At 40.0% G+C, this 20,246-nt stretch carries 15 protein-coding genes; 3 read left to right on the top strand and 12 right to left on the bottom strand.

All coding sequences use genetic code 11. From position 1 onward, the window contains the following. Nucleotides 1-2: 2 nt before the first annotated feature. From HDE70_RS26010 to HDE70_RS25990, 5 genes are all read right to left on the bottom strand, one after another. A complete protein-coding gene (locus HDE70_RS26010; RefSeq protein ID WP_183892277.1) occupies nucleotides 3-1,613 on the bottom strand; it encodes a SusD/RagB family nutrient-binding outer membrane lipoprotein in 1,611 nt (536 codons plus the stop codon). A 121-nt stretch (nucleotides 1,614-1,734) separates the two neighbouring features. After that, nucleotides 1,735-5,100, bottom strand: coding sequence for a SusC/RagA family TonB-linked outer membrane protein (locus HDE70_RS26005; protein ID WP_221302128.1), 3,366 nt, complete (start codon nucleotides 5,098-5,100; stop codon nucleotides 1,735-1,737). A gap of 199 nt (nucleotides 5,101-5,299) precedes the next feature. Next, nucleotides 5,300-6,730, bottom strand: coding sequence for a chromosomal replication initiator protein DnaA (dnaA, locus tag HDE70_RS26000; RefSeq protein WP_068394970.1), 1,431 nt, complete (start codon nucleotides 6,728-6,730; stop codon nucleotides 5,300-5,302). Between the two features lie 193 nt (nucleotides 6,731-6,923). Continuing rightward, the gene (locus tag HDE70_RS25995; RefSeq protein WP_183892276.1) at nucleotides 6,924-8,471 is read right to left on the bottom strand and encodes a methylmalonyl-CoA mutase; all 1,548 of its coding nucleotides are present in this window, start codon (nucleotides 8,469-8,471) and stop codon (nucleotides 6,924-6,926) included. 1 nt (nucleotide 8,472) lies between these two features. After that, nucleotides 8,473-9,003, bottom strand: a complete 531-nt coding sequence (locus HDE70_RS25990) for a hypothetical protein (RefSeq protein ID WP_183892275.1) — start codon at nucleotides 9,001-9,003, stop codon at nucleotides 8,473-8,475. 234 nt (nucleotides 9,004-9,237) lie between these two features. Here HDE70_RS25990 and HDE70_RS25985 point away from each other — a divergent pair, with 234 nt between their 5' ends. Then, the gene (locus HDE70_RS25985) at nucleotides 9,238-9,588 is read left to right on the top strand and encodes a HesB/IscA family protein (protein WP_068406949.1); all 351 of its coding nucleotides are present in this window, start codon (nucleotides 9,238-9,240) and stop codon (nucleotides 9,586-9,588) included. A 93-nt stretch (nucleotides 9,589-9,681) separates the two neighbouring features. Then, complete coding sequence (locus tag HDE70_RS25980) at nucleotides 9,682-10,914, top strand: ABC transporter permease (RefSeq protein ID WP_183892274.1); 1,233 nt, start codon at nucleotides 9,682-9,684, stop codon at nucleotides 10,912-10,914. 416 nt (nucleotides 10,915-11,330) lie between these two features. Here HDE70_RS25980 and HDE70_RS25975 read toward each other — a convergent pair whose 3' ends face one another. The 6 genes from HDE70_RS25975 to HDE70_RS25950 all read right to left on the bottom strand — a co-directional run bounded on the left by HDE70_RS25975 (nucleotide 11,331) and on the right by HDE70_RS25950 (nucleotide 17,755). Then, the gene (locus HDE70_RS25975; protein WP_183892273.1) at nucleotides 11,331-12,110 is read right to left on the bottom strand and encodes a DUF1963 domain-containing protein; all 780 of its coding nucleotides are present in this window, start codon (nucleotides 12,108-12,110) and stop codon (nucleotides 11,331-11,333) included. 663 nt (nucleotides 12,111-12,773) lie between these two features. Beyond that, nucleotides 12,774-13,823 (bottom strand): dTDP-glucose 4,6-dehydratase, encoded by a 1,050-nt coding sequence (gene rfbB, locus HDE70_RS25970; protein ID WP_183892272.1) that lies wholly within the window; start codon nucleotides 13,821-13,823, stop codon nucleotides 12,774-12,776. Nucleotides 13,824-13,859: 36 nt separating this feature from the next. After that, nucleotides 13,860-14,426, bottom strand: coding sequence for a hypothetical protein (locus HDE70_RS25965; protein ID WP_183868797.1), 567 nt, complete (start codon nucleotides 14,424-14,426; stop codon nucleotides 13,860-13,862). Next, the gene (gene galE, locus HDE70_RS25960) at nucleotides 14,427-15,449 is read right to left on the bottom strand and encodes a UDP-glucose 4-epimerase GalE (RefSeq protein ID WP_183892271.1); all 1,023 of its coding nucleotides are present in this window, start codon (nucleotides 15,447-15,449) and stop codon (nucleotides 14,427-14,429) included. It lies immediately after the preceding gene. A 6-nt stretch (nucleotides 15,450-15,455) separates the two neighbouring features. Further along, nucleotides 15,456-16,445 (bottom strand): UDP-glucuronic acid decarboxylase family protein, encoded by a 990-nt coding sequence (locus tag HDE70_RS25955; protein ID WP_183868793.1) that lies wholly within the window; start codon nucleotides 16,443-16,445, stop codon nucleotides 15,456-15,458. Then, complete coding sequence (locus tag HDE70_RS25950; RefSeq protein WP_183892270.1) at nucleotides 16,445-17,755, bottom strand: UDP-glucose dehydrogenase family protein; 1,311 nt, start codon at nucleotides 17,753-17,755, stop codon at nucleotides 16,445-16,447. The genes HDE70_RS25955 and HDE70_RS25950 overlap by 1 nt, the downstream gene beginning before the upstream one ends. A gap of 179 nt (nucleotides 17,756-17,934) precedes the next feature. On the opposite strand from HDE70_RS25950, the gene HDE70_RS25945 reads away from it, so the two are divergent. After that, on the top strand, nucleotides 17,935-19,155 hold the full coding sequence (locus HDE70_RS25945; protein ID WP_183892269.1) for a 3-deoxy-D-manno-octulosonic acid transferase: 1,221 nt from the start codon (nucleotides 17,935-17,937) through the stop codon (nucleotides 19,153-19,155). Here HDE70_RS25945 and hemH read toward each other — a convergent pair. Further along, nucleotides 19,152-20,183 (bottom strand): ferrochelatase, encoded by a 1,032-nt coding sequence (hemH, locus tag HDE70_RS25940; protein WP_183868790.1) that lies wholly within the window; start codon nucleotides 20,181-20,183, stop codon nucleotides 19,152-19,154. The genes HDE70_RS25945 and hemH overlap by 4 nt on opposite strands. Between the last annotated feature and the right edge of the window lie 63 nt (nucleotides 20,184-20,246).

Genomic DNA, 20,246 nt, shown 5'->3' with positions numbered 1-20,246 from the left:
GTTTATTTAAGTAACCACATTTTCTGATTCACCTCATCATTACCTCCATATTGCGCACTAACGGCTGCTTTATAATTTGAAGTATTGTTATTTTGCTCGTCGAGCGGATATTGCCAGCGAACTGGGATCACACCTGAAGGATTAATACCAGGGCCGTTATTGGCAAATTCGGGAATTCCAGTCCGGCGCCAGTTATAGAAGGCTTCCCAGGCAGAGTTCTCAAAAAAGGCTACGTATTTTTGTTGAAGGATCTGTTTAAGTCCGTCTGCATTGTCACCTTTATAAACCACATTCGGGTGGTTCAGGAAATCATTGATTTTGATCGTCACCTTACCTAAAGTTACCCCTTTAACATCACCGATATCATAACTCTGTCCTTCGGTTAATCCGTAGAAACTGATCGAAGCTTTTATCCCGTTCTGGTACCAGTTTGCCGCAGAACCAGCTGCCCAGCCTCTGTTAATCGCTTCGGCAATGTTAAAACACAACTCCGGATAGCCGATCATGACTGCTGGGTCCGGCCCGGTGAAAGTGGTGAAATAACGTTTATAGTTTACATAAGAATACATGCCTTTCGCATCATTTGCAGAAAGCGTACTCTGTGTCAATGCAGTACTTCCACCAACATAAGCAGTGAAATCACTCACTGTTTTACCTGCTTTAATTTCAGCTGGTGCAGGCGTCGCCGCTATAAAAGTACGCGGGTCCTGATTTGCAGTAGTCAGGTCAAGATAAGTTTTGCCCAGATTTTCAAATACGTTATAAGTCTCATCAGGGTTATAGATAAACTTATTTACGGTCGCATTGTATTTAAAAGCAAGGTTATCACTGTTACCCGTTTGAATAGGATATTTACCCGGATTATTCAGGATATCAGCAAATTGCTGTTTAACGTTCAGGTCTGCATTATCATCGGCACGTTTACTTAAGCTGATCAATACTCTTAAACGGTAACTGTTGATCACTTTTTGCCATTGCAGATAAGTTAATCCATAAATATCTCCGCCTACAACCAGGTTTGAATTGTCTGCACCAACACCTGGCTTAATCGCAATAGTGATAATTGAATTGGCTTCATCCAGCAATTGAAGACTTCTTTTATAGACATCTTTCTGGGCTTCAAATTTCGGAGTCAGGTTCTTTGAATCCCCTGCTTCCCCGGCAGGAATATCTCCAACACGCTGGGTTAACCAGACAAAGCTATAGGCTTTGAAGAATCTGCCTAATGCGCTATAAACACTATTGGTAGTCCCAAGCTGTACCTGCGCCTGGCTTTCCATTTGCTTCACGTATCTCAGCAAATCGTATGCAGTAGCTGTATTACTGAAAGCATAAGCATTCGTTGCCCGGTAATAAGCGTTGGTAGAAACAGTAAATTGATTCCATTTACTCAATTGACCAAATGGTTCCTCACCTACTGCGTTTGAAGTCTTTTCTACCACACCGCCGCCCCGGTACATGCTCCAGGTCAAATGGTTTAATAAAAGAGATACCGGAATATTTGAGTTCTCATTGGCTACGTTCGGGTTAGATAATAAATCGCCCTTCTGGCAGCTTCCCAGTATAAGTGCAATAGCGATCACACTGGTTATTTTTATAATATTTAATTTCATCTATTTTTATATTTATGTTTTGTTAGATGGAGCCTTTGATGATTAAAATAATTATTGCCCTTCGGGTTTAATAATTATTTTAATCAAGCCGGGTTCATTTGTTTTAAGATTAAAGGGAGGATTAAAAGCCTATACTGATATTCACACCATAACGGCGGGCTGTAGAACTTTGAAGATCACTTTGTTTACCGCCGTTGGCTTTGCTGGACAGGTTAAATCCTGACGCATACTGATCAAGATCGATGTCTTTGCGTTTAGCAAAATAAAGCAGGTTTCTACCGATTAAAGAGATACTTGCTGATCTGATCCCTGTTTTAGCCAAAAGCTTTTTAGGGATTGTATAACCAATCACTACCTCACGAAGTTTGACAAAGGAACGGCTGATCATAAATGGTTCATCAAATAATCCATAAACTCCGTTTTGTATATAGTTTCTCAGAGTTACCGCTTTGGTATTCTGTGCGAAGGTCAGCTGATCATAGTTATCAATTTTCCCATTGGTATAATGTGGTGTACCAGAAGTAATCACTACTCCATTTCCTACCATTGCACCTGTTGCATTGATGGTTCCTCCGTTAGTGCTTTGCCATTCTTTTAAACGTGCATCTCCGTATTGCCCTTCTACCAGATCAATAGCAGTACCTGCATTTAACATCTGTGCATAAGCATAGTCAAATATTTTACCTCCGATACGTCCATCAAACTGGAAGCTGAAACTGAAGTTTTTATACCCGAATCTATTGTTGAAACCAAACACGAAATCTGGGTTTGCATAACCTAACAATTGGTTATTGTTTACACCTGCTTGCTGCGCTAATGGCAATCCGCTGGCATCATGGATAATCTGTCCATCCGCAGATCTGACATAGGCGCGTCCGTAAATCCCGTCCAGACGCTCTCCAACTTTATAATTGTGGTTATTGATCGCCCAGCCATCTACACCGTCATAAATTTTACTTAATGTTTCTTTGTAGGTTGATACGTTGGCCATTACATCCCATGTAAAACCACTTTGAGTTTTAACAGGTGTACCAGTAATAGAAAGCTCCCATCCTTTTTTCTTCGAGGTGATCGCATTTACACTTTCAGTCGCATAACTTGTGGAATTGGCAACCGGTAATTGAAATACCAGCGGGCCGTTAACAGAGGTGAAATAAGTAAAATCAACACCCAATCTGTTTTTCAGGAACTTGATTTCTGTTCCTGCTTCATAAGATTTTACATCAAATGGTTTAATTTGATTATTCGCAATGTTTTTTGAGAAGTCAACTGATGGCGTATTATTGTAATAAGTATTGACGTTATAAGTATTCTGGTTATCATAAGTAGGGCCGTCATATGAACTGTATAACTCTGTTCCGTAACCGCCATAAGTACCACCACCTAATAAGTTACCTACGGTATTACCTGTTAAGGCATTGTAAGCTGTTCCAATCGTCGGACTTGTTAATGCGCCCCTTACGTCTGCGAAAGAGCCGCGCAATTTCCAGAAAGAGATCACTTCAGGTAATTTAACGTAATCACTCACTACTGAACTTAAGGATACCGAAGGGTAAAAGAAGACGTCATTGCCTTTTGGTAAGGTAGAAAGTTTATCTACACGACCTGTGGTATTGATGTTCAACCAGTTCTTAATACCAAAGTCAAAAGTATAGTAACCACTTGATACCTGCATTTTAGAGCCGAAGTTGTAAGATTTAACAGGACCTTGTGAATTAGCCAGGTTATAAACGCCCGGTAAGGTTAAAGCATAAGTTGTTGCCCAGGTAGAATTGTACTCAAATGTTCTTAAGTTCGCACCCGCAGAACCCGAGAAGGTGAAATCATCACTGATTTTCTTGTTATAGTTAGCCAGGAAATCGTGGTTATGTTCTACCAGCGTACGCTGATCTTCTCTGTAGTCACCGTACCAGATATTATAAATACCATTTGATTTATTAAAATAGTAATCATTTACGTATTGATTTAAGTTCGTGGATGGCGGAACTTTCTCTGTACGCATTTGATTCCAGGTTGTAATTTGAGAACGTAAGCTGAAGTTCAGGTTATCATTTACCTTATAACTTAATTTCGCATAACCGTTAATGTCTGTTTTTTTATGACTGTGCAACCATTCATTGGCCGTAAAGTAAGGATTGTTATGTCTGCCGTATTCTACGAAATTCTGCACCAATCCCGGACGGCCACGCGGACCACCGAAATAGTCTTTAACGTCATTGAGGTCCCAGCTGGAAGATCCGTATACTTTAAACTGGTAAACGTAACTGTTAGGGCCGTAAGAAACATCCGGAATGTTTGGTGTGTACTGAGTATTTAAATTCAGGTTAGCATCCATTCTCCATTTAGAGCTGAAGTTATAACCGCCATAAAGGTTCAGGTTATCAATATTCAGTTTAGTATTCGGTGCCATCCCTTTTTGATAAGTATGACTTACCGAGGTACGCATATCGTATTTTTCGCCTGATGCACTTACTGAAACATTGTTGGTGCTCAGGATACCAGTCTGCATGAAATTCTCAAAGTTTTTAGCGCCTTTAGAAAGCCATGGTGTTTTGCTCCGGATTCCGGTTACCGGATCTACCGGACTATCATATTGCGCTACCCCCTGTCCATCAAATTTAGGCCCCCAGATATTTGTTCTCCGGTAACTTCCATCCAGATCGTAAAGGTCATTTCCGTAAGCGTATTTATAGTCATTTCCATAACCATATGCTGTTTGTGCTTTTGGAACAGCAGTAAATCCTTTCTCCAGCATGGTACTGCTGTTAAATTCCACACTGAAACCGCGGTCATCCTTAGTCCCTTTTTTTGTAGTGACCAATATGGCTCCATTTTGTCCTCTGAAACCGTATAAAGCCGCAGCATTCGGGCCTTTTAATACTGTATAGGTTTCTATGTCATCGGCACTGATATTCCAGGTATCTGAGTTAACGGGAACACCGTCTACTACAAATAAAAGATCTGTACTCCCTCTTAAAACCAGTTGAGGGCGGCCAAGAAGTTCAGCACTTCCTCCAACTGTTAAGCCGGCAATTTTACCAGTCAGGGAGTTAATTGCGTTAGGTTCTCTCGCTTTTACCAGCTCACTTCCTTTAATTTCCTGAGTTGCATACCCAATTTTTTTGATATCTTTTTTGATACCAAGGGCAGTAACGACTACTTCTGTTAGTTGTTTTGAATCATTTTTCAATTCTATCTGTAGCGCAGTTTCTCCATTGACCACAATTTCCTGTGTCAGGTAACCTATAGAAGTGATGGTGATGGTCTTGCCTTTTGGTACACTCAATGTGAAAGTTCCATTCGTTGAACTTACAGTACCGACTGAGGTTCCTTTGATCTTTACACTGGCGCCGGGAACCGGGGCTTTTGTCTCGTCTGTAACAGTTCCTCTGATTGGCACATTTTGTGCAAATAGCTGTACAGCAGTTAATAACACAAATGCAGTTGTCAGCAGCATTCTTACAAAGTTGGGTAGTTTTTTTTCCATGAGCTTTTTTTAGATTATTACTACACGAAAATATCTGATAGGTATTAGGGAATTGTTTGCCCTGGAATATGATAAAATGATTTATCAGCTTGTTTTAGGGGACAAGTTGCAGATTTCTGCATTTAATGTTAAGAAATTGAAAAATTCGATACTGAAGGACGAAATCCCTTAAAAAGATGTAACTTATTGATTACAATGACTAACTCATTTTGAGTTTCTTTTGAATATCGTGTACATAGCCTTTAAATTTCTTATCCGTATCAATCAGGTCTTCTACGGTCTGGCAGGCATAAATCACAGTAGAGTGATCGCGGCCTCCAAAGAAAGCGCCAATAGTTTTCAGGGAAGATTTAGTATGGCTTTTGGACAGGTACATAGAAATCTGCCGGGCTTGTACAATTTCTCTTTTACGGGTAGGTGATTTGACCATGTCTACCGGGACTTCAAAGTACTCACATACCAGTTTCTGTATGTATTCCATGGAAATCTCTTTCGTCGTATTTTTGATAAAGTTCTTCAGCATTTGTTTCGCTAAAGAAAGATCGATATCTTTTTTATTCAAGGTAGACTGCGCAAGCAAAGAAACCATTGCACCTTCCAGTTCCCTGACGTTGTTATCAATATTATTGGCTACATATTCGACAACTTCCTGTGGAAGCTCAATGCCGTCTGCATACATTTTCTTTCTCAGGATCGCGATCCTGGTTTCCAGGTCCGGGATTTGCAGATCTGCTGAAAGTCCCCATTTAAACCTGCTCAACAATCTTTCTTCCAGACCTGCCAGATCTTTAGGCGCTTTGTCTGAAGTCAGGATCACTTGTTTGCCTGATTGGTGCAGGTGGTTGAAAATATGAAAGAAGATATCCTGTGTTTTTTCTTTTCCGGCGAAGTTATGCACATCATCCATAATGATCACATCCATGGCCTGATAGAAATTCACAAAATCATTGATGGTATTATTTTTCAGAGAGTCTACAAATTGCTGGCAGAATTTCTCGCAGGAAACATAGATGACCAGTTTATCAGGCATCGTCCGTTTAATTTCATTGCCTATAGCCTGACCAAGATGGGTCTTCCCCAGGCCTACTCCGCCATAAATCATTAAAGGGTTGAATGAAGTACCTCCGGGTTTTGCTGCAACAGCATAACCTGCTGAACGGGCCAGGCGGTTACAGTCACCTTCAATATAGTTTTCGAAAGTATAATTTGAGTTGAGCTGAGGGTCTACATTCAGCTTTTTCAGGCCTGGAATTATAAAAGGGTTTTTAATATCCTTGTTTATAGAAACAGGTATTGGCATAGATTGCATTTTAGCTTCCGCCCCATTCCCGTTAGAGGGCATGTTGGTGGTATAAGGTGACCCGCTATTGGAAGATTTATCCACTACAATGTTATATTCCAGTCTGCCTTCATCTCCAAGTTGCTTTTTAACAGTCTTACGCAGCAGTCCCACATAATGTTCTTCTAACCATTCGTAGAAAAATAAACTAGGTACCTGTATTGTTAAAACTTTGCCATCAAGTTTAAGGGCAGAAATCGGTTCGAACCAGGTTTTAAAACTCTGGCTCGGGATATTGTCCTTAATAATTTGAAGACAGTTTTTCCATACTTCGGTACAAGTTTTTTCCATAGTGCCCTAAATATATTAATGATTTTCCCGAAGAATACAGCCTGCGAAAACTGATGTTCCGAGAGATCGAAGATTCAAAAAATTATCAACAAAAAAAACTAAAATTTCATTTATTTAGTAAGTACCTAATCAGCAGAGTAATACCATAGTTAACCTAAATTTTTTATGTGGATAACTATTTTTTAACATTCAATTAATACGCTCCGAAAACACTGCGTAATACATCGGCAATCTCCCCTAAAGTGGCATAAGCTTCTACTGCGGTCAGGATAAGCGGCATCAGATTTTCCGTTGACTCTGCTCCTTTCCTCAAGTTAGCTAAAGCGATCGCAACATCCTCATTATTTCTTTCTTTTTTTAGTTTATTAATTTTATCCGTCTGGATAGTTCTTATCGATTCATCAATTCTTAAAGTATCAGTAATTCCTTCTTTTTCCTGTGTAAATTTATTCACGCCAACAATCACCCTGGTGGCTTCTTCAATCTCTACCTGGTAGGCATAAGCGGCATCCGCAATTTCATTCTGAATGTACCCGTTTTCGATCGCATTGACAGAGCCGCCCATGGCATCAATTTTATCAATATATAGCTGAGCTGCCGCCTCAATTTCATTGGTCAGGTTTTCAACAAAGAAAGAACCTGCTAATGGATCTACAGTTTCAGTTACCCCACTTTCAAAAGCAATAACCTGCTGGGTGCGCAAAGCAATTTTAGCAGCTGCCTCTGTAGGTAAAGACAGCGCTTCATCAAAACCATTGGTATGCAATGATTGTGTGCCGCCAAGGACGGCCGCCATGGCTTGATTAGTCACTCTGACAATATTGTTCATGGGTTGCTGCGCAGTTAGCGTAGAGCCGCCCGTTTGGGTATGGAACCGCAGCATCTGTGCCTTCTCATCTGTAGCTCCCAAATTTTTTGTAATATTTGCCCACATTCTTCTTGCTGCGCGGAATTTTGCGATCTCTTCAAAGAAATTGTTATGGCAATTGAAAAAGAAGGACAGACGTTTCGCAAAAATATTAATATCGAGCCCTTTTTCCAGTGCGGCATTCAGATAGGCTTTTCCATTGGCCATTGTAAAAGCCAGTTCCTGTACAGCGGTAGAGCCTGCTTCACGGATGTGATAGCCGGAAATAGAAATGGTATTCCATTTTGGTACTTCTTTACTGCAATATTCAAAAATATCAGTAATGATGCGCATGGAGGGTTTGGGTGGATAGATATAGGTCCCTCTTGCAGCATATTCTTTTAAAATATCATTCTGTATGGTCCCTGAAATCTGCCTGATATCTGCGCCTTGTTTTTTAGCCAGGGCGATATACATGGCCAGTAAGATGGAAGCTGTAGCATTGATGGTCATGGAAGTTGTAATTTTCTCCAGTTCAATTCCATCAAACAGGGTTTCAATATCTTTAAGGGAGTCAATAGCTACGCCAACTTTACCGACTTCCCCTTCAGACATTTCATGATCCGAGTCATAACCAATCTGTGTAGGAAGATCAAATGCAACCGACAAACCCATTGTACCTTGTTTTAACAGGTAGTGATAACGTTTATTGGATTCTTCTGCTGTACTGAAACCTGCATATTGACGCATAGTCCATAGTCTGCCGCGGTACATATCTTTTTGAATCCCCCTGGTATAGGGAAACTGACCTGGTTTTTCGGTCATTGGCTGGGCGAGCGTATAAGTCGCTTTGATTTCAATCCCGGAGCTGGTCACAAATTTTTTATCTTCCATATTAAAATAATTGGTGAATATCTTTTTGAATCAATTCCAGGCTAAGGTCATACGGGTTTTCAGCAATTGATGCCATATGCTCCAATACTTTTCTGCTCAGGTCTATCCCGCTTGCATCCGCAGGTAATCCTGCGACCGCATTATTGAACATCGCGATGGTATCTTCTTTTAATTTGCGCAGTACATTCCAGTTTGCAGAGCTTACGTAGAGCTGCTGAGTCACATTATGCTGGTATTCTGTTCTGATTTCAGTTAAAATGACTGCTTGTAATTCTTTTGCAGAGATTCCCTGCTGATGTAGCCTGACCAGCAGGTTCGCAGGATTAATACGTTCGATAAAAACAATCATCCTTTCGTGGGCTTGTAACCGAAGGGGAAGTAAATGGATGCGTTCTTCTTTTCGGGCTTCAAAAGATTTTAAGCTGAAATATTTTTGCACTTCATTCCTGATCAGGTACCAGGCAAAAGCTACGGTAATGCTGCCTCCTATAGCCAGAACGGCCACTAGTGTCAAAAAGTATGATATGTTCATCTGGTTCTGTTTGTCTTCAGCAAAAATGTATTTTTATTTCTATAAATCTTACAATTTATTTATTTGTGTTTGGCGGGCTTTTTTAGAAGCAGTCTAAATTCTTGACGTCAAATTGACGGTCCTGCTATTTTATGTTATACAGTATAAACCATTTGTTATTATCTTTGTTGGAACAATCCGGATTTTGGACTGAGCACCATAAGGATATATTTGTTATTCCAAATTAGAAATATCATGAGTACAGTAGATACAGCGTTTGCACCAGTTTCTTTTACTGAAACGGCTTTAAAAGAACTTTTGAAATTAAAAGATCAGCAGGAAATTGCTGACGATTTTGGTTTGCGTGTTGGTGTTGAAGGTGGCGGATGTTCAGGTATGAGCTATTTGCTGGGCTTTGACCAGAAAAAAGACGGTGACCAGGAGTTTATAATCAATGGAATGAAAATTTTCATGAATAAGGCACATCAAATGTACTTGCTGGGTATGCAGGTAGATTGGCAGGATGGTTTAAACTCCAGAGGTTTTACTTTCAGTAATCCGAATGCAGAAAGCACTTGCGGTTGCGGAACCAGCTTTTCAGTATAATTAAAACATTTTCTTTGTAACATTTTAAAAGTCCCGTTGTCCTAACAGCGGGACTTTTTATTTTTAAGCTCCTCCAAATTACATCTCAGAGAAATGACCTATACAGAAAATATAAGGCTGGCCCTGCAATCTATAAGAAGTAACCGTTTGCGCACGATGCTGACAGCATTAATCATTGCGATTGGTTTATCGGCATTGGTAGGGATTCTAACAACTCTGGATGCGGTAAAAACGAGTATGACTGATGCTTTTTCGAGTATGGGTGCAAATGCTTTTACCATTAGAAATAAGGGTACGGGGATTCGTTTCGGTGGCCCTGGTCAGGAGGCAAAGTCTTCTAAGGCTATTCGTTATGAAGATGCGATTGCATTAAAAAAACAGTTTGTAGGGCCGGCTACGGTCACAGTAAGTGTGATTGCTTCTGGTGCTGCAACAGCTAAGTATGGGCAGGAGAAAACAAATCCGAATATCAACATCAGGGGTATTGATGAGAATGGGCTGAAGTCATTGGGGGCTGATATTTCAAATGGCCGTAATTTCACTCCTGAGGAGTCTGATCAGGGGGCAAATATTTGTATTCTTGGTAGTGAGATTGCCACTACTTTATTTAAAAAAGAGTCTCCTATTGATAAATTTATAAATGCTGGTGGCAGCAGAATGAAGGTGATCGGCGTATTGGCGTCTAAAGGTTCGGGTATGGGCTTTAGTACGGACAGAGCGATATTCTTTCCGCTGTACAAGGCCAAGGTGATCAATGCGGCACCAAATCCTTCGTATACAATCAGTGTGATGGTGTTAAAGCCGGAACAGATGGAGAATGTGATTGGTGAGGCTACGGCTGAGTTTAGAAATATAAGAAAAATCAAGATTAAGGAGCCGAATAATTTCGAGATTACCAAGAGTGATGCGCTTGCACAAACGTTGTTTAAGGATTTAGCGATGATTGCGGTGGGTGGTATTGCGATTGGAATTATTACTTTGATCGGTGCTTCTATTGGTTTAATGAATATCATGCTGGTTTCGGTGACGGAGCGTACCCGTGAGATTGGAATCAGAAAGGCTATTGGTGCGAATCCTTCTGTAATCAGGAAGCAGTTTTTGATTGAGGCGATCATCATTTGTCTGATGGGCGGGGCAATGGGTATTTTGTTCGGTGTGTTACTGGGAAATGCAATTTCACTGATGATGGGTGGTTCTTTTATTATTCCGTGGTTTTTTATTTTCGGAGGGTTTGTGCTGTGCGTGCTTGTAGGGGTTGCTTCGGGTTATTATCCGGCAAAAAAGGCTTCGAAACTGGACCCTGTAGAGGCTTTACGTTACGAATAGAGTTTCAAAAAAAGTCCTGCTACTATCTGCTGCCGACGCCCCCTGAAGAGGGGCCAATGTCAGCAGATAGTAGCAGGACTTTTTTTTGAAATCCAACGGGCACTCCAATTCTTGGTTGGTGGCTAGCTGTTATTGGGATTACATAGTTTGTTAGATGACGCTAATTGTTAGTTGCTAATTGCTAGATGGCAATTGTTAGGTGGCAATTGTTAGGTGGTAATAGTTAGTTGCCAATTGTTAGATGGCAATCGTTAGGTGTCAATAGTTAGTTGCCAATTATTAGGTGGCAATTGTTAGATGGCAATCGTTAGTTGCCAGAATGGTTAGATTAAATGGTGATTAAATCTGTTTAGCGGCTGATTTTTACGTTGAAGTATATATTGATCTGGTAAAGAAGATCGCTGACTATATAACCGTTAGTGACACTGTAAAGTGAATTCTATTTTTTCAGAAGCTTCGTCATAAAACACATAGATTAATCCAACATCCCCCCACATCAGTCCCGCATGCTCTTCCGAATCAATTTGAAACAATAGTTTCATCGGTTCAGTACCCTGATCTGGTGTATCCTCTCCCTGAACCCAATTAGGATAACCACCTATCTGGCTTCTATACACCTGCTCACCCGCTAATTTTTCAGCGGCTTTCTGGTAACTATCCCACGGTTCATCTTCATTCAGTACACAAGATAACTTAGAAGCATTTCTGCTATAAATTTCAATACCTTCCCAATCCGGTAATGATTTTACTGCTTTAAATATGACTTCACAAAACTTAGTACCCTCTGATTCAGTTGATTTATTAAATTTCACAACCCGGTCACTATTTAGTGTTTTATATATTTTCACTAACCAGCCATCATTTTCAGTATCCCACGGAGATTCCTCCCAATCATAAAAAAACTGAACCAACTGAATATTATCCGGCAGGTTAATCTCACCAGTATTAAAAACCTGAAAAATAAAGTCTAATTCCTGACCATCCTTCGTTTTCGGCCATTCCTCCTCCTTTTCAAAATAAGGCTGCCCACCAAAATGAGAAATCAATTGTGTATTTTCTTTTAACTCTGAAGGTTTCGAAACCTCAATTTTTGTCGCCGACCTGATTAATGGTTTAATCAGATCTTCCAAATCTTCAAACGAAGTCAGGTTCTCCTTACTTAATTCTGCCCTATACTTATCAAAATGCGAATCCATTTATCTTTTTCTTTTTACCCTTTATTACTCCAGCTTTTGTACCTGATTATTTCCCCTGTTTCTTATCAAAAAGAACCTTTATAAGGTTATAACTCTCGTTTTGCATCTTATTATTTCCCCTGTTTATTATCAAAAAGAACCTTTACAAGGTTATAACTCTCGTTTTTGCATCTTATTATTTCCCCTGTCTCTTATCAAAAAGAACCTTTACAAGGTTACAACTCTCATTTTTGTATCTTATTATTTCCCCTGTTTATTATCAAAAAGAACCTTTACAAGGTTACAACTCTCATTTTTGTATCTTATTATTTCCCCTGTTTCTTATCAAAAAAAACCTTTACAAGGTTACAACTCTCGTTTTGCATCTTATTATTTCCCCTGTTTCTTATCAAAAAAAACCTTTACAAGGTTATATTTTTTTTTCTGCATCATATAGCTTACAACTTTTTTTTGCGTCATATAATTTATCCCGTCTTCCAGGAACACTCCCAATGTACAGAGGGGAACCTCAAAGCTTTATCATCCCGGTACGAAACAGGCTATGTATGGGGGAACCCATGGAGCATAAAAAAAAGCAACGGCAGTTTCCGGACATTGATCCCGTTCGGGGATCGTCGACCGGAAACTGTCGTTGCTTTTTTTTATGCCTTATTTCCCTGGTACTTACCTGTTATACTGAGTTTGATAGTACTTTTGATAGTTTCCTGAAGTAACATCCCCCAACCACTTTTCATTAGCCAAATACCACTCCACCGTCTTCTCTAACCCCTCCTCAAACTGCAAACTTGGTACCCAGTTCAACTTCTCCTGTAACTTCGTAGAATCGATTGCATATCTCAAATCATGTCCCGCGCGATCCGTCACAAAAGTAATCAGCTTTGCCGACTCCCCTTCTGCCCTGCCTAACTTCTGGTCCATAATCTTGCACAACAAATGTATCAGGTCGATATTCTTCCACTCATTATGTCCGCCGATATTATAAGTTTCTCCCGTTTTAGCCTCATGGAAAATAACATCAATTGCACGCGCATGATCCTCTACCCATAACCAGTCACGGATATTCTCCCCCTTACCATATACCGGTACAGGAAGGTTATTCTTAATATTATTGATAGCCAATGGGATCAGTTTCTCAGGAAAATGATGAGAACCATAGTTATTTGAACAGTTTGAAATTACGATATCAATACCATAAGTATCATGATAGGCTCTTACAAAGTGATCTGAAGAAGCTTTAGAAGCAGAATAAGGACTATGAGGATCATAACCAGTGCTTTCAGTAAACATACCGGTATCACCTAATGCACCATATACTTCATCCGTTGATACATGATAAAAACGTTTCGTTTGATAATCACCCTTCCAGTATTCTCTGGCTGCATTTAACAAGTTAACAGTGCCGATTACATTGGTCATTACAAATGCTGTAGGATCAGTGATTGATCTGTCTACATGAGATTCTGCGGCAAGGTGAATCACGGCATCAAAGTTTTCCTTCTGGAATAAAGCATTGATCTCCTCTGCATCGGTAATATCAGCTTTGACAAAGCTGTAATTTGGATTTGCTTCAATATCTGTTAAGTTAGCCAGATTACCTGCGTAAGTTAATTTATCCAGATTTACGATTTGATAATCAGGATATTTATTAACGAACCTTCTCACCACGTGAGAACCGATAAACCCTGCACCACCTGTTATTAAAATCTTCTTCATTCTTCTTATTTTTATCTTCTTTTTTTATAGGTATCGTTATAATTCTTTTGGCAGTCCAAGTTCTGAAGCTGCCCTTGTTAAATCGTATTGCTCAATTTTTTTCAATACGCTATTGAATTCTTCCTTCAGATCATATTGCAAATCTTCGTGCAGCTTCACGTATTTTTTGTACAAAGCCAATGTTGTTCTTAAAAAGTATGTTTTCAACCGGTCATTAAATTTGGCCATTGGTGAAAGCACACTTTCATTATATCCCGCAGGTATAGTCTTCAGTAAGTATAACCTCAATTCGGCTTCTGTATTGAGGTCTTTCGTCACTTTATAGTGATGGTTAACCCTGCCATTCAGCTTCCGGAGAATGACCAGCGCATCTTTAGAAGTTGCCTTCCTCAGCTCGTTCAGCCAGGCTACGGATTCATCAATTTCCGCTTTGAGCAATTGATGTCTTTCTTCCAGATCAGATTCATCTTCCAGCAGTTTGAAGTGGAGATGTTCTGTCAGTACTTTATCTTTTGCGATCAGACGAAGCAATAACTTATCCTTTTCTTTATCAGGGATAGCTGTTATTGCTGCTTTAAGGTCTTTATGATCTTTTAATAACATTTAAAACGGGTTATCTTTGATGTAATTTTCCCAGGCCCATGCTGATGACATCATTTGATTAATATCAAGTTCGGCTTTCCAGCCCAGCTGTTCAGCAGATTTAGTCACATCTCCCCATACTTGTTCAATATCACCTTCTCTTCTTGCACCTATCGTATAGTTTAATTGAGTACCGGTAGATTTTTCAAAAGCACCAATGATTTCCAGTACTGAAGTACCTTTCCCTGTTCCCAGGTTGAATACTTCATAGTTACTTTCTGCCTGGCCGCTTTCCATGCGTTTAATTGCTGCAACGTGTGCTTTGGCAAGATCAACTACATGTATATAATCTCTGATTGCACTTCCATCAGGGGTATTGTAATCATTTCCGTAAACGGTAATCGGCCCGCGTTTACCGATGGCGGATTGCGTAATAAATGGAATCAGGTTTTGAGGCACACCAATCGGCAATTCACCAATCAATGCTGTTTCATGCGCACCAACCGGGTTAAAGTAACGCAAAGAGGTTACTTTTAAGCCTGGGGTAACGGCACAGGTTTCAGTCAGGATTTCTTCTGCAATCTGTTTGGTATTTCCATAAGGCGATTCCGCTTTTTTAACAGGGGCATCTTCAGTTACCGGCAACTGATCCGGCTGTCCGTATACGGTGCAGGATGAAGAGAATACCAGGTCTATTTTACTATCAAAAGCATTAATCAGATTGATCAGTGAATAGAAGTTGTTTCTGTAGTATTTAAGTGGCTGTTGTACGGATTCTCCCACTGCTTTATAGGCAGCAAAGTGAATTACTCCCGTAATATCAGGATGATTTGCAGCAAACTCGTTTACTTTTGCCTCATCACAAAGATCAAGTTCTGCAAACTCAGGTTGCTGACCAAGAATAGTTTCCAGTTGTGTCAGAATCCTCCGGTTAGAGTTAGAAAAATTATCTACCAGAATTATTTCATAACCTGCATTGATCAATTCTACTGCGGTGTGAGAACCTATAAATCCTGTTCCTCCTGTAACTAATATTTTTCCCATTTGTAATTAGCGGTTGTATGTTGTAAAATCTTTATGTTCTTTATTTACCAATGCTTCAGCTGGCAGGCTTTTGAAATAAGCGTAAGTAATTTTTAAACCTTCTGCACGGCTTACTTTAGGCTCCCAGTTTAATAAGGCTCTCGCTTTTGTAATATCTGGTCTGCGTTGTTTAGGATCATCTACTGGCAAGTCTTTGTAAATAACCTTTTGGGTAGTTCCGGTCAGCTTGATAATCTCTTCAGCAAACTGGCTGATCGTAATTTCATCAGGGTTTCCAATGTTTACTGGTTGTGCGTAATCACTTAAGAGTAAGCGGTAAATACCTTCTACCAGATCATCTACGTAGCAGAAAGAACGGGTTTGTGAACCATCACCGAAAACAGTTAGGTCTTCTCCTCTTAGTGCCTGGCCAATAAAAGCCGGCAATACACGACCGTCATTCAGACGCATTCTTGGCCCGTAAGTATTAAAGATACGAACAATGCGTGTTTCCAGCCCATGAAAGGTATGGTAAGCCATAGTCATCGCTTCCTGAAAACGTTTAGCTTCATCATATACGCCTCTTGGGCCTACAGGATTCACATTTCCCCAATATTCTTCAGGCTGTGGGTTAACACTCGGATCACCATATACTTCTGAAGTAGAAGCAATAATCATCCTTGCTTTTTTACTTTTCGCCAATCCCAGCAGGTTATGTGTTCCTAATGAACCCACTTTAAGGGTCTGTATAGGAATTTTAAGGTAATCTATCGGACTCGCAGGAGAAGCAAAGTGAAGGATATAATCCAGTTTGCCGGGTACATATACGAATTTGGAAACATCGTGATGAGAGAACTCGAAATTCTCTAAAGCAAACAGATGTTCTATGTTCTGAAGGTCACCTGTAATCAGGTTATCCATCGCAATAACATGATAGTCTTCTTTAATAAACCTGTCACATAAATGTGAACCCAGAAATCCGGCTGCTCCGGTAATTAATACTCTTTTACGCTCCATTAATCTATTAGTTTACGGCCTATGCTGTTGTAATAATATCCCAAATCAATCATTTTCTGCAAGTCGTATAAGTTACGACCATCAAAAATAACTTTATTCGCTAATTTCTCTTCCATCCGCTCGAAATCCGGATTACGGAAAACTGACCATTCTGTAGCAATCAGCAGGGCGTCTGCACCTTCCAGTGCTTCGTATTGGTTTGGTGCATACTTCACTTTGTCACCGATCTGGCCTTTTACGTTTTCCATTCCTTCGGGATCAAAAACAGTAACTGTAGCGCCATGTTTAACCAGTTCATCAATAATGTATAAGGCTGGTGCCTCACGGATATCATCAGTTTCTGGTTTAAAAGCAAGGCCCCATAGTGCAAAGTGTTTTCCTTTTAAATCGTCTTTATAATAACGCAGCAGTTTATCAACCAGTACAGTTTTTTGCTTTTCATTAATTTCCATGACTGCTTTCAGAATCTGGAAATCATATTTATTCTCTTCGGCCGATTTAGCCAGTGCTTGCACATCTTTAGGGAAGCAAGAGCCTCCGTATCCAATACCCGGAAACAGGAAACGTTTACCAATTCTGCCGTCAGAGCCTATTCCTTTACGTACAGCATCTACATCAGCACCTACCAGTTCACAAAGGTTAGCCACTTCATTCATGAAAGTGATCTTTGTAGCCAGAAATGAGTTTGCTGCATATTTAGTCAGTTCTGAGGAACGTTCATCCATAAACAGAATCGGATTTCCCTGACGTACGTAAGGTCCGTATAATTCGGCCATCAGCTTTTGTGCACGTTCACTTCTTGTACCGATCACCACACGATCAGGTTTCATAAAATCTTCCACTGCCACGCCTTCACGCAGGAATTCCGGATTAGAAACTACATCAATCTGAATTGCGGTGTGTTCAGCGAATACAGCCTGCACTTTATCTGCTGTCCCAACCGGAACGGTAGATTTATTGACAATAACTTTGTACTCGGTTACCAGTTTGGCAATGTCTTTTGCTGCACCCAGAATATAGGAAAGATCTGCTGCACCGTCTCCTCCGGGAGGCGTAGGCAAAGCCATAAAAATAATCTGCGCAGAAGCTACTGCCACCGCAAGATCAGTGGTAAAGGTTAATCTTTTCTGTTCAATATTTCTAAGGAATAATACATCCAGTCCTGGTTCGTAAATAGGTATTTCCCCATTTTGCATTTTCAGAACCTTTGCTTCGTTGATGTCAACACAAATTACAGTATTACCTGTTTCAGCAAGACAAGTCCCTGTTACAAGCCCTACATACCCTGTTCCGATTACGGCAATTTTCATATAGATATTTTAAAATATATTTAACTCGTTTAAATTAATAACGCCTTGGTTCATTCGGTCATCCAAATTTCAACAGGCCCTCAGATACATAACACTAAAGCCTAACGACTTAACATATATTCAGAAAATTTTAAATTTTAATCAAGTATCTTCGGCTAAGATAATAAATAAACAACAAAATGCTTTTGCTTTATAATTTTGGTATCGCGCTTTACAGGGTGATTATTTTCATCGCTTCTTTCTTTAACCAGAAGGCCGGATTATTTCGGAAAGGCAGAGAAAACATCTTCAGTTTTATCGGAACCAGGGTGGATGGAAAGCAGAAACATATCTGGTTCCATTTTGCTTCGCTGGGTGAATTCGAACAGGGAAGAACTGTTTTAGAACAGCTGAAGAGAAACTATCCGGATAAAAAAATCATCGTTACCTTCTTCTCTCCTTCGGGTTATGAAATCCGCAAGAATTATGCGCTGGCAGAAGGTGTTTTTTATCTGCCGTTAGACACCAAAAGAAATGCAAAACAGTTTATAGACCTTATTCAGCCTGAGATTGCAATTTTCACGAAGTATGAGTTTTGGTACCATTATTTTCAATTGCTTCATGCAAGAAAGGTACCGCTATTGATTATTTCGGGGATATTCAGACCTGAACAGTTATTTTTTAAATGGTATGGTGGTTTTTACCGCAGCATGCTGGATTGTGTAACTCACTTTTTTGTTCAGAATACCGAGAGTGTGGAATTGCTGAGTGGGTTAAATTATGAAAATGTAAGTTTAAGTGGGGATACGCGCTTTGACAGGGTAGCGGAAAATGTATTAACGGTAAAACCTTTACCCTTAATTGAAAAATTTTGCGGACAGGCACCTGTTTTCATTGCAGGCAGTACCTGGCCACAGGATGAGCAATTAGTCGTCGCTTTGATTTCAGCTTATCCGCAATGGAAGTTCATTGTTGCACCACATGAGATTGATGCTCCTCACATAGAACAGTTGTTAAAGTTAGTACCGGGAGCGCTGCGTTATACCAAATTAAATGATCAGCTTCCTGAACAAGATAGCCAGGTGATGGTGATTGACAATATTGGCTTACTTTCTTCGATTTACCAATATGGAAGGATTGTTTATATCGGGGGTGGTTTTGGTGTGAGTATCCATAATACACTAGAAGCTGCTGCTTTTGGTTTGCCGGTCATCTTCGGCCCTAAGTACGACAAGTTTCAGGAAGCAAAGGATTTACTGCGTTTAAATGCTGCGATCACCATCAAGTCGATGGATGAACTTTCTGTAGCTTTTGAAAAGCTACAGAAAGATAAAAATGCAGGCCCTGCGGCGAAAAAATATGTGCAGGATAAGACTGGTTCTACCAAACAGATTTTAAGCTATCTGGAACAGTATATTTAATTTGAGTTGGAATGATGGTCTTTAACCATTTTCACTAAGGCAGCAATCCATTGGGGATGATCGTTTAAGCTGGAAACCAACTGTACTTCTTCTCCTCCTAATTTTTTGAATTCTTCACCGTATTCAACTGTTACTTCGTAAAGTGTCTCCAGACAATCTGCAACGAAAGCCGGACAGAATACCAGCAGTCTTTTTTTACCTTTTGCTGCTAATTCTTTAAGGGTATCAGAGGTATAAGGTTGTACCCATGGTTCTTTTCCTAATCTGGATTGGAAACATACGGAGTATTTTGTAGCCGGGATATTCAGTTCGGCTGCAATCAGCCTTGCGGTATCATGGCATTGTGCAGAGTAACAGAATTTATTCACGTCTGTTAATGTAGCGCAGCAATCGGTAGTTTTAAGGCAGTGCTGGCCTGAGTGGTCACATTTGATCAGCTGACGTTCTGGTAAGCCGTGGAAACTGAACAGAATCTGATCGTAATTTTCTGGCTGATATTTTTTAGCATTGTCAGCAAATGTACTGATCATCATTTCGTTATCATGGAAAGAATTCACGAATGAAACTGGTGGAATAGTTTGCCATTTACCGACAATCTCCATAACTTTCTGAATCACTGATCCGGTACTTGCTGAAGCATATTGAGGAAATAATGGAATAACCTGGATGCTTTCAACCAGTCCTGCTTTCATTCTATCCAGTGCAGCTTCAATGGATGGGCTTTGATAGCGCATAGCCAGTTCTACATGATATTCTGAACCTAGTTGTTCCTGAACTAATGCAGCTTGTATTTTACTGTAATATAAAAGGGGTGAGCCATTTTCATCCCAGATTTCTTTATAAAGTTTAGCAGTTTTTGGACTACGGAAAGGCACAATAATCCCTTTTACCAGCAGTGTCCTGCTCAATGTACTGATGTCAATTACGCGTTCATCCATCAAAAACTGATCAAGATATTTACGCACATCTTTTACTTCCGGACTATCCGGAGTTCCCAAATTCACTAATAATACACCCTTTTTTCCCATAGTTTATGTAAAGAAACAACCCGGATATTAACCGGAGCTGATTTCCGGAGCAAATATACATTA

This window comes from Pedobacter cryoconitis (genome assembly GCF_014200595.1).
Taxonomy (GTDB): Bacteria; Bacteroidota; Bacteroidia; order Sphingobacteriales; family Sphingobacteriaceae; genus Pedobacter; species Pedobacter cryoconitis_C.
Note: the sequence above shows the minus strand (reverse complement) of the source record. Positions and strands in the feature narration are given on the sequence as shown.

Bases quoted from the DNA above. Each gene is read 5' to 3' on its own strand.
- HDE70_RS26010 (WP_183892277.1), bottom strand. From the start codon at position 1,613: ATGAAATTAAATATTATAAAAATAACCAGTGTGATCGCTATTGCACTT.
- HDE70_RS26005 (WP_221302128.1), bottom strand. From the start codon at position 5,100: ATGGAAAAAAAACTACCCAACTTTGTAAGAATGCTGCTGACAACTGCA.
- dnaA (WP_068394970.1), bottom strand. From the start codon at position 6,730: ATGGAAAAAACTTGTACCGAAGTATGGAAAAACTGTCTTCAAATTATT.
- HDE70_RS25995 (WP_183892276.1), bottom strand. From the start codon at position 8,471: ATGGAAGATAAAAAATTTGTGACCAGCTCCGGGATTGAAATCAAAGCG.
- HDE70_RS25990 (WP_183892275.1), bottom strand. From the start codon at position 9,003: ATGAACATATCATACTTTTTGACACTAGTGGCCGTTCTGGCTATAGGA.
- HDE70_RS25985 (WP_068406949.1), top strand. From the start codon at position 9,238: ATGAGTACAGTAGATACAGCGTTTGCACCAGTTTCTTTTACTGAAACG.
- HDE70_RS25980 (WP_183892274.1), top strand. From the start codon at position 9,682: ATGACCTATACAGAAAATATAAGGCTGGCCCTGCAATCTATAAGAAGT.
- HDE70_RS25975 (WP_183892273.1), bottom strand. From the start codon at position 12,110: ATGGATTCGCATTTTGATAAGTATAGGGCAGAATTAAGTAAGGAGAAC.
- rfbB (WP_183892272.1), bottom strand. From the start codon at position 13,823: ATGAAGAAGATTTTAATAACAGGTGGTGCAGGGTTTATCGGTTCTCAC.
- HDE70_RS25965 (WP_183868797.1), bottom strand. From the start codon at position 14,426: ATGTTATTAAAAGATCATAAAGACCTTAAAGCAGCAATAACAGCTATC.
- galE (WP_183892271.1), bottom strand. From the start codon at position 15,449: ATGGGAAAAATATTAGTTACAGGAGGAACAGGATTTATAGGTTCTCAC.
- HDE70_RS25955 (WP_183868793.1), bottom strand. From the start codon at position 16,445: ATGGAGCGTAAAAGAGTATTAATTACCGGAGCAGCCGGATTTCTGGGT.
- HDE70_RS25950 (WP_183892270.1), bottom strand. From the start codon at position 17,755: ATGAAAATTGCCGTAATCGGAACAGGGTATGTAGGGCTTGTAACAGGG.
- HDE70_RS25945 (WP_183892269.1), top strand. From the start codon at position 17,935: ATGCTTTTGCTTTATAATTTTGGTATCGCGCTTTACAGGGTGATTATT.
- hemH (WP_183868790.1), bottom strand. From the start codon at position 20,183: ATGGGAAAAAAGGGTGTATTATTAGTGAATTTGGGAACTCCGGATAGT.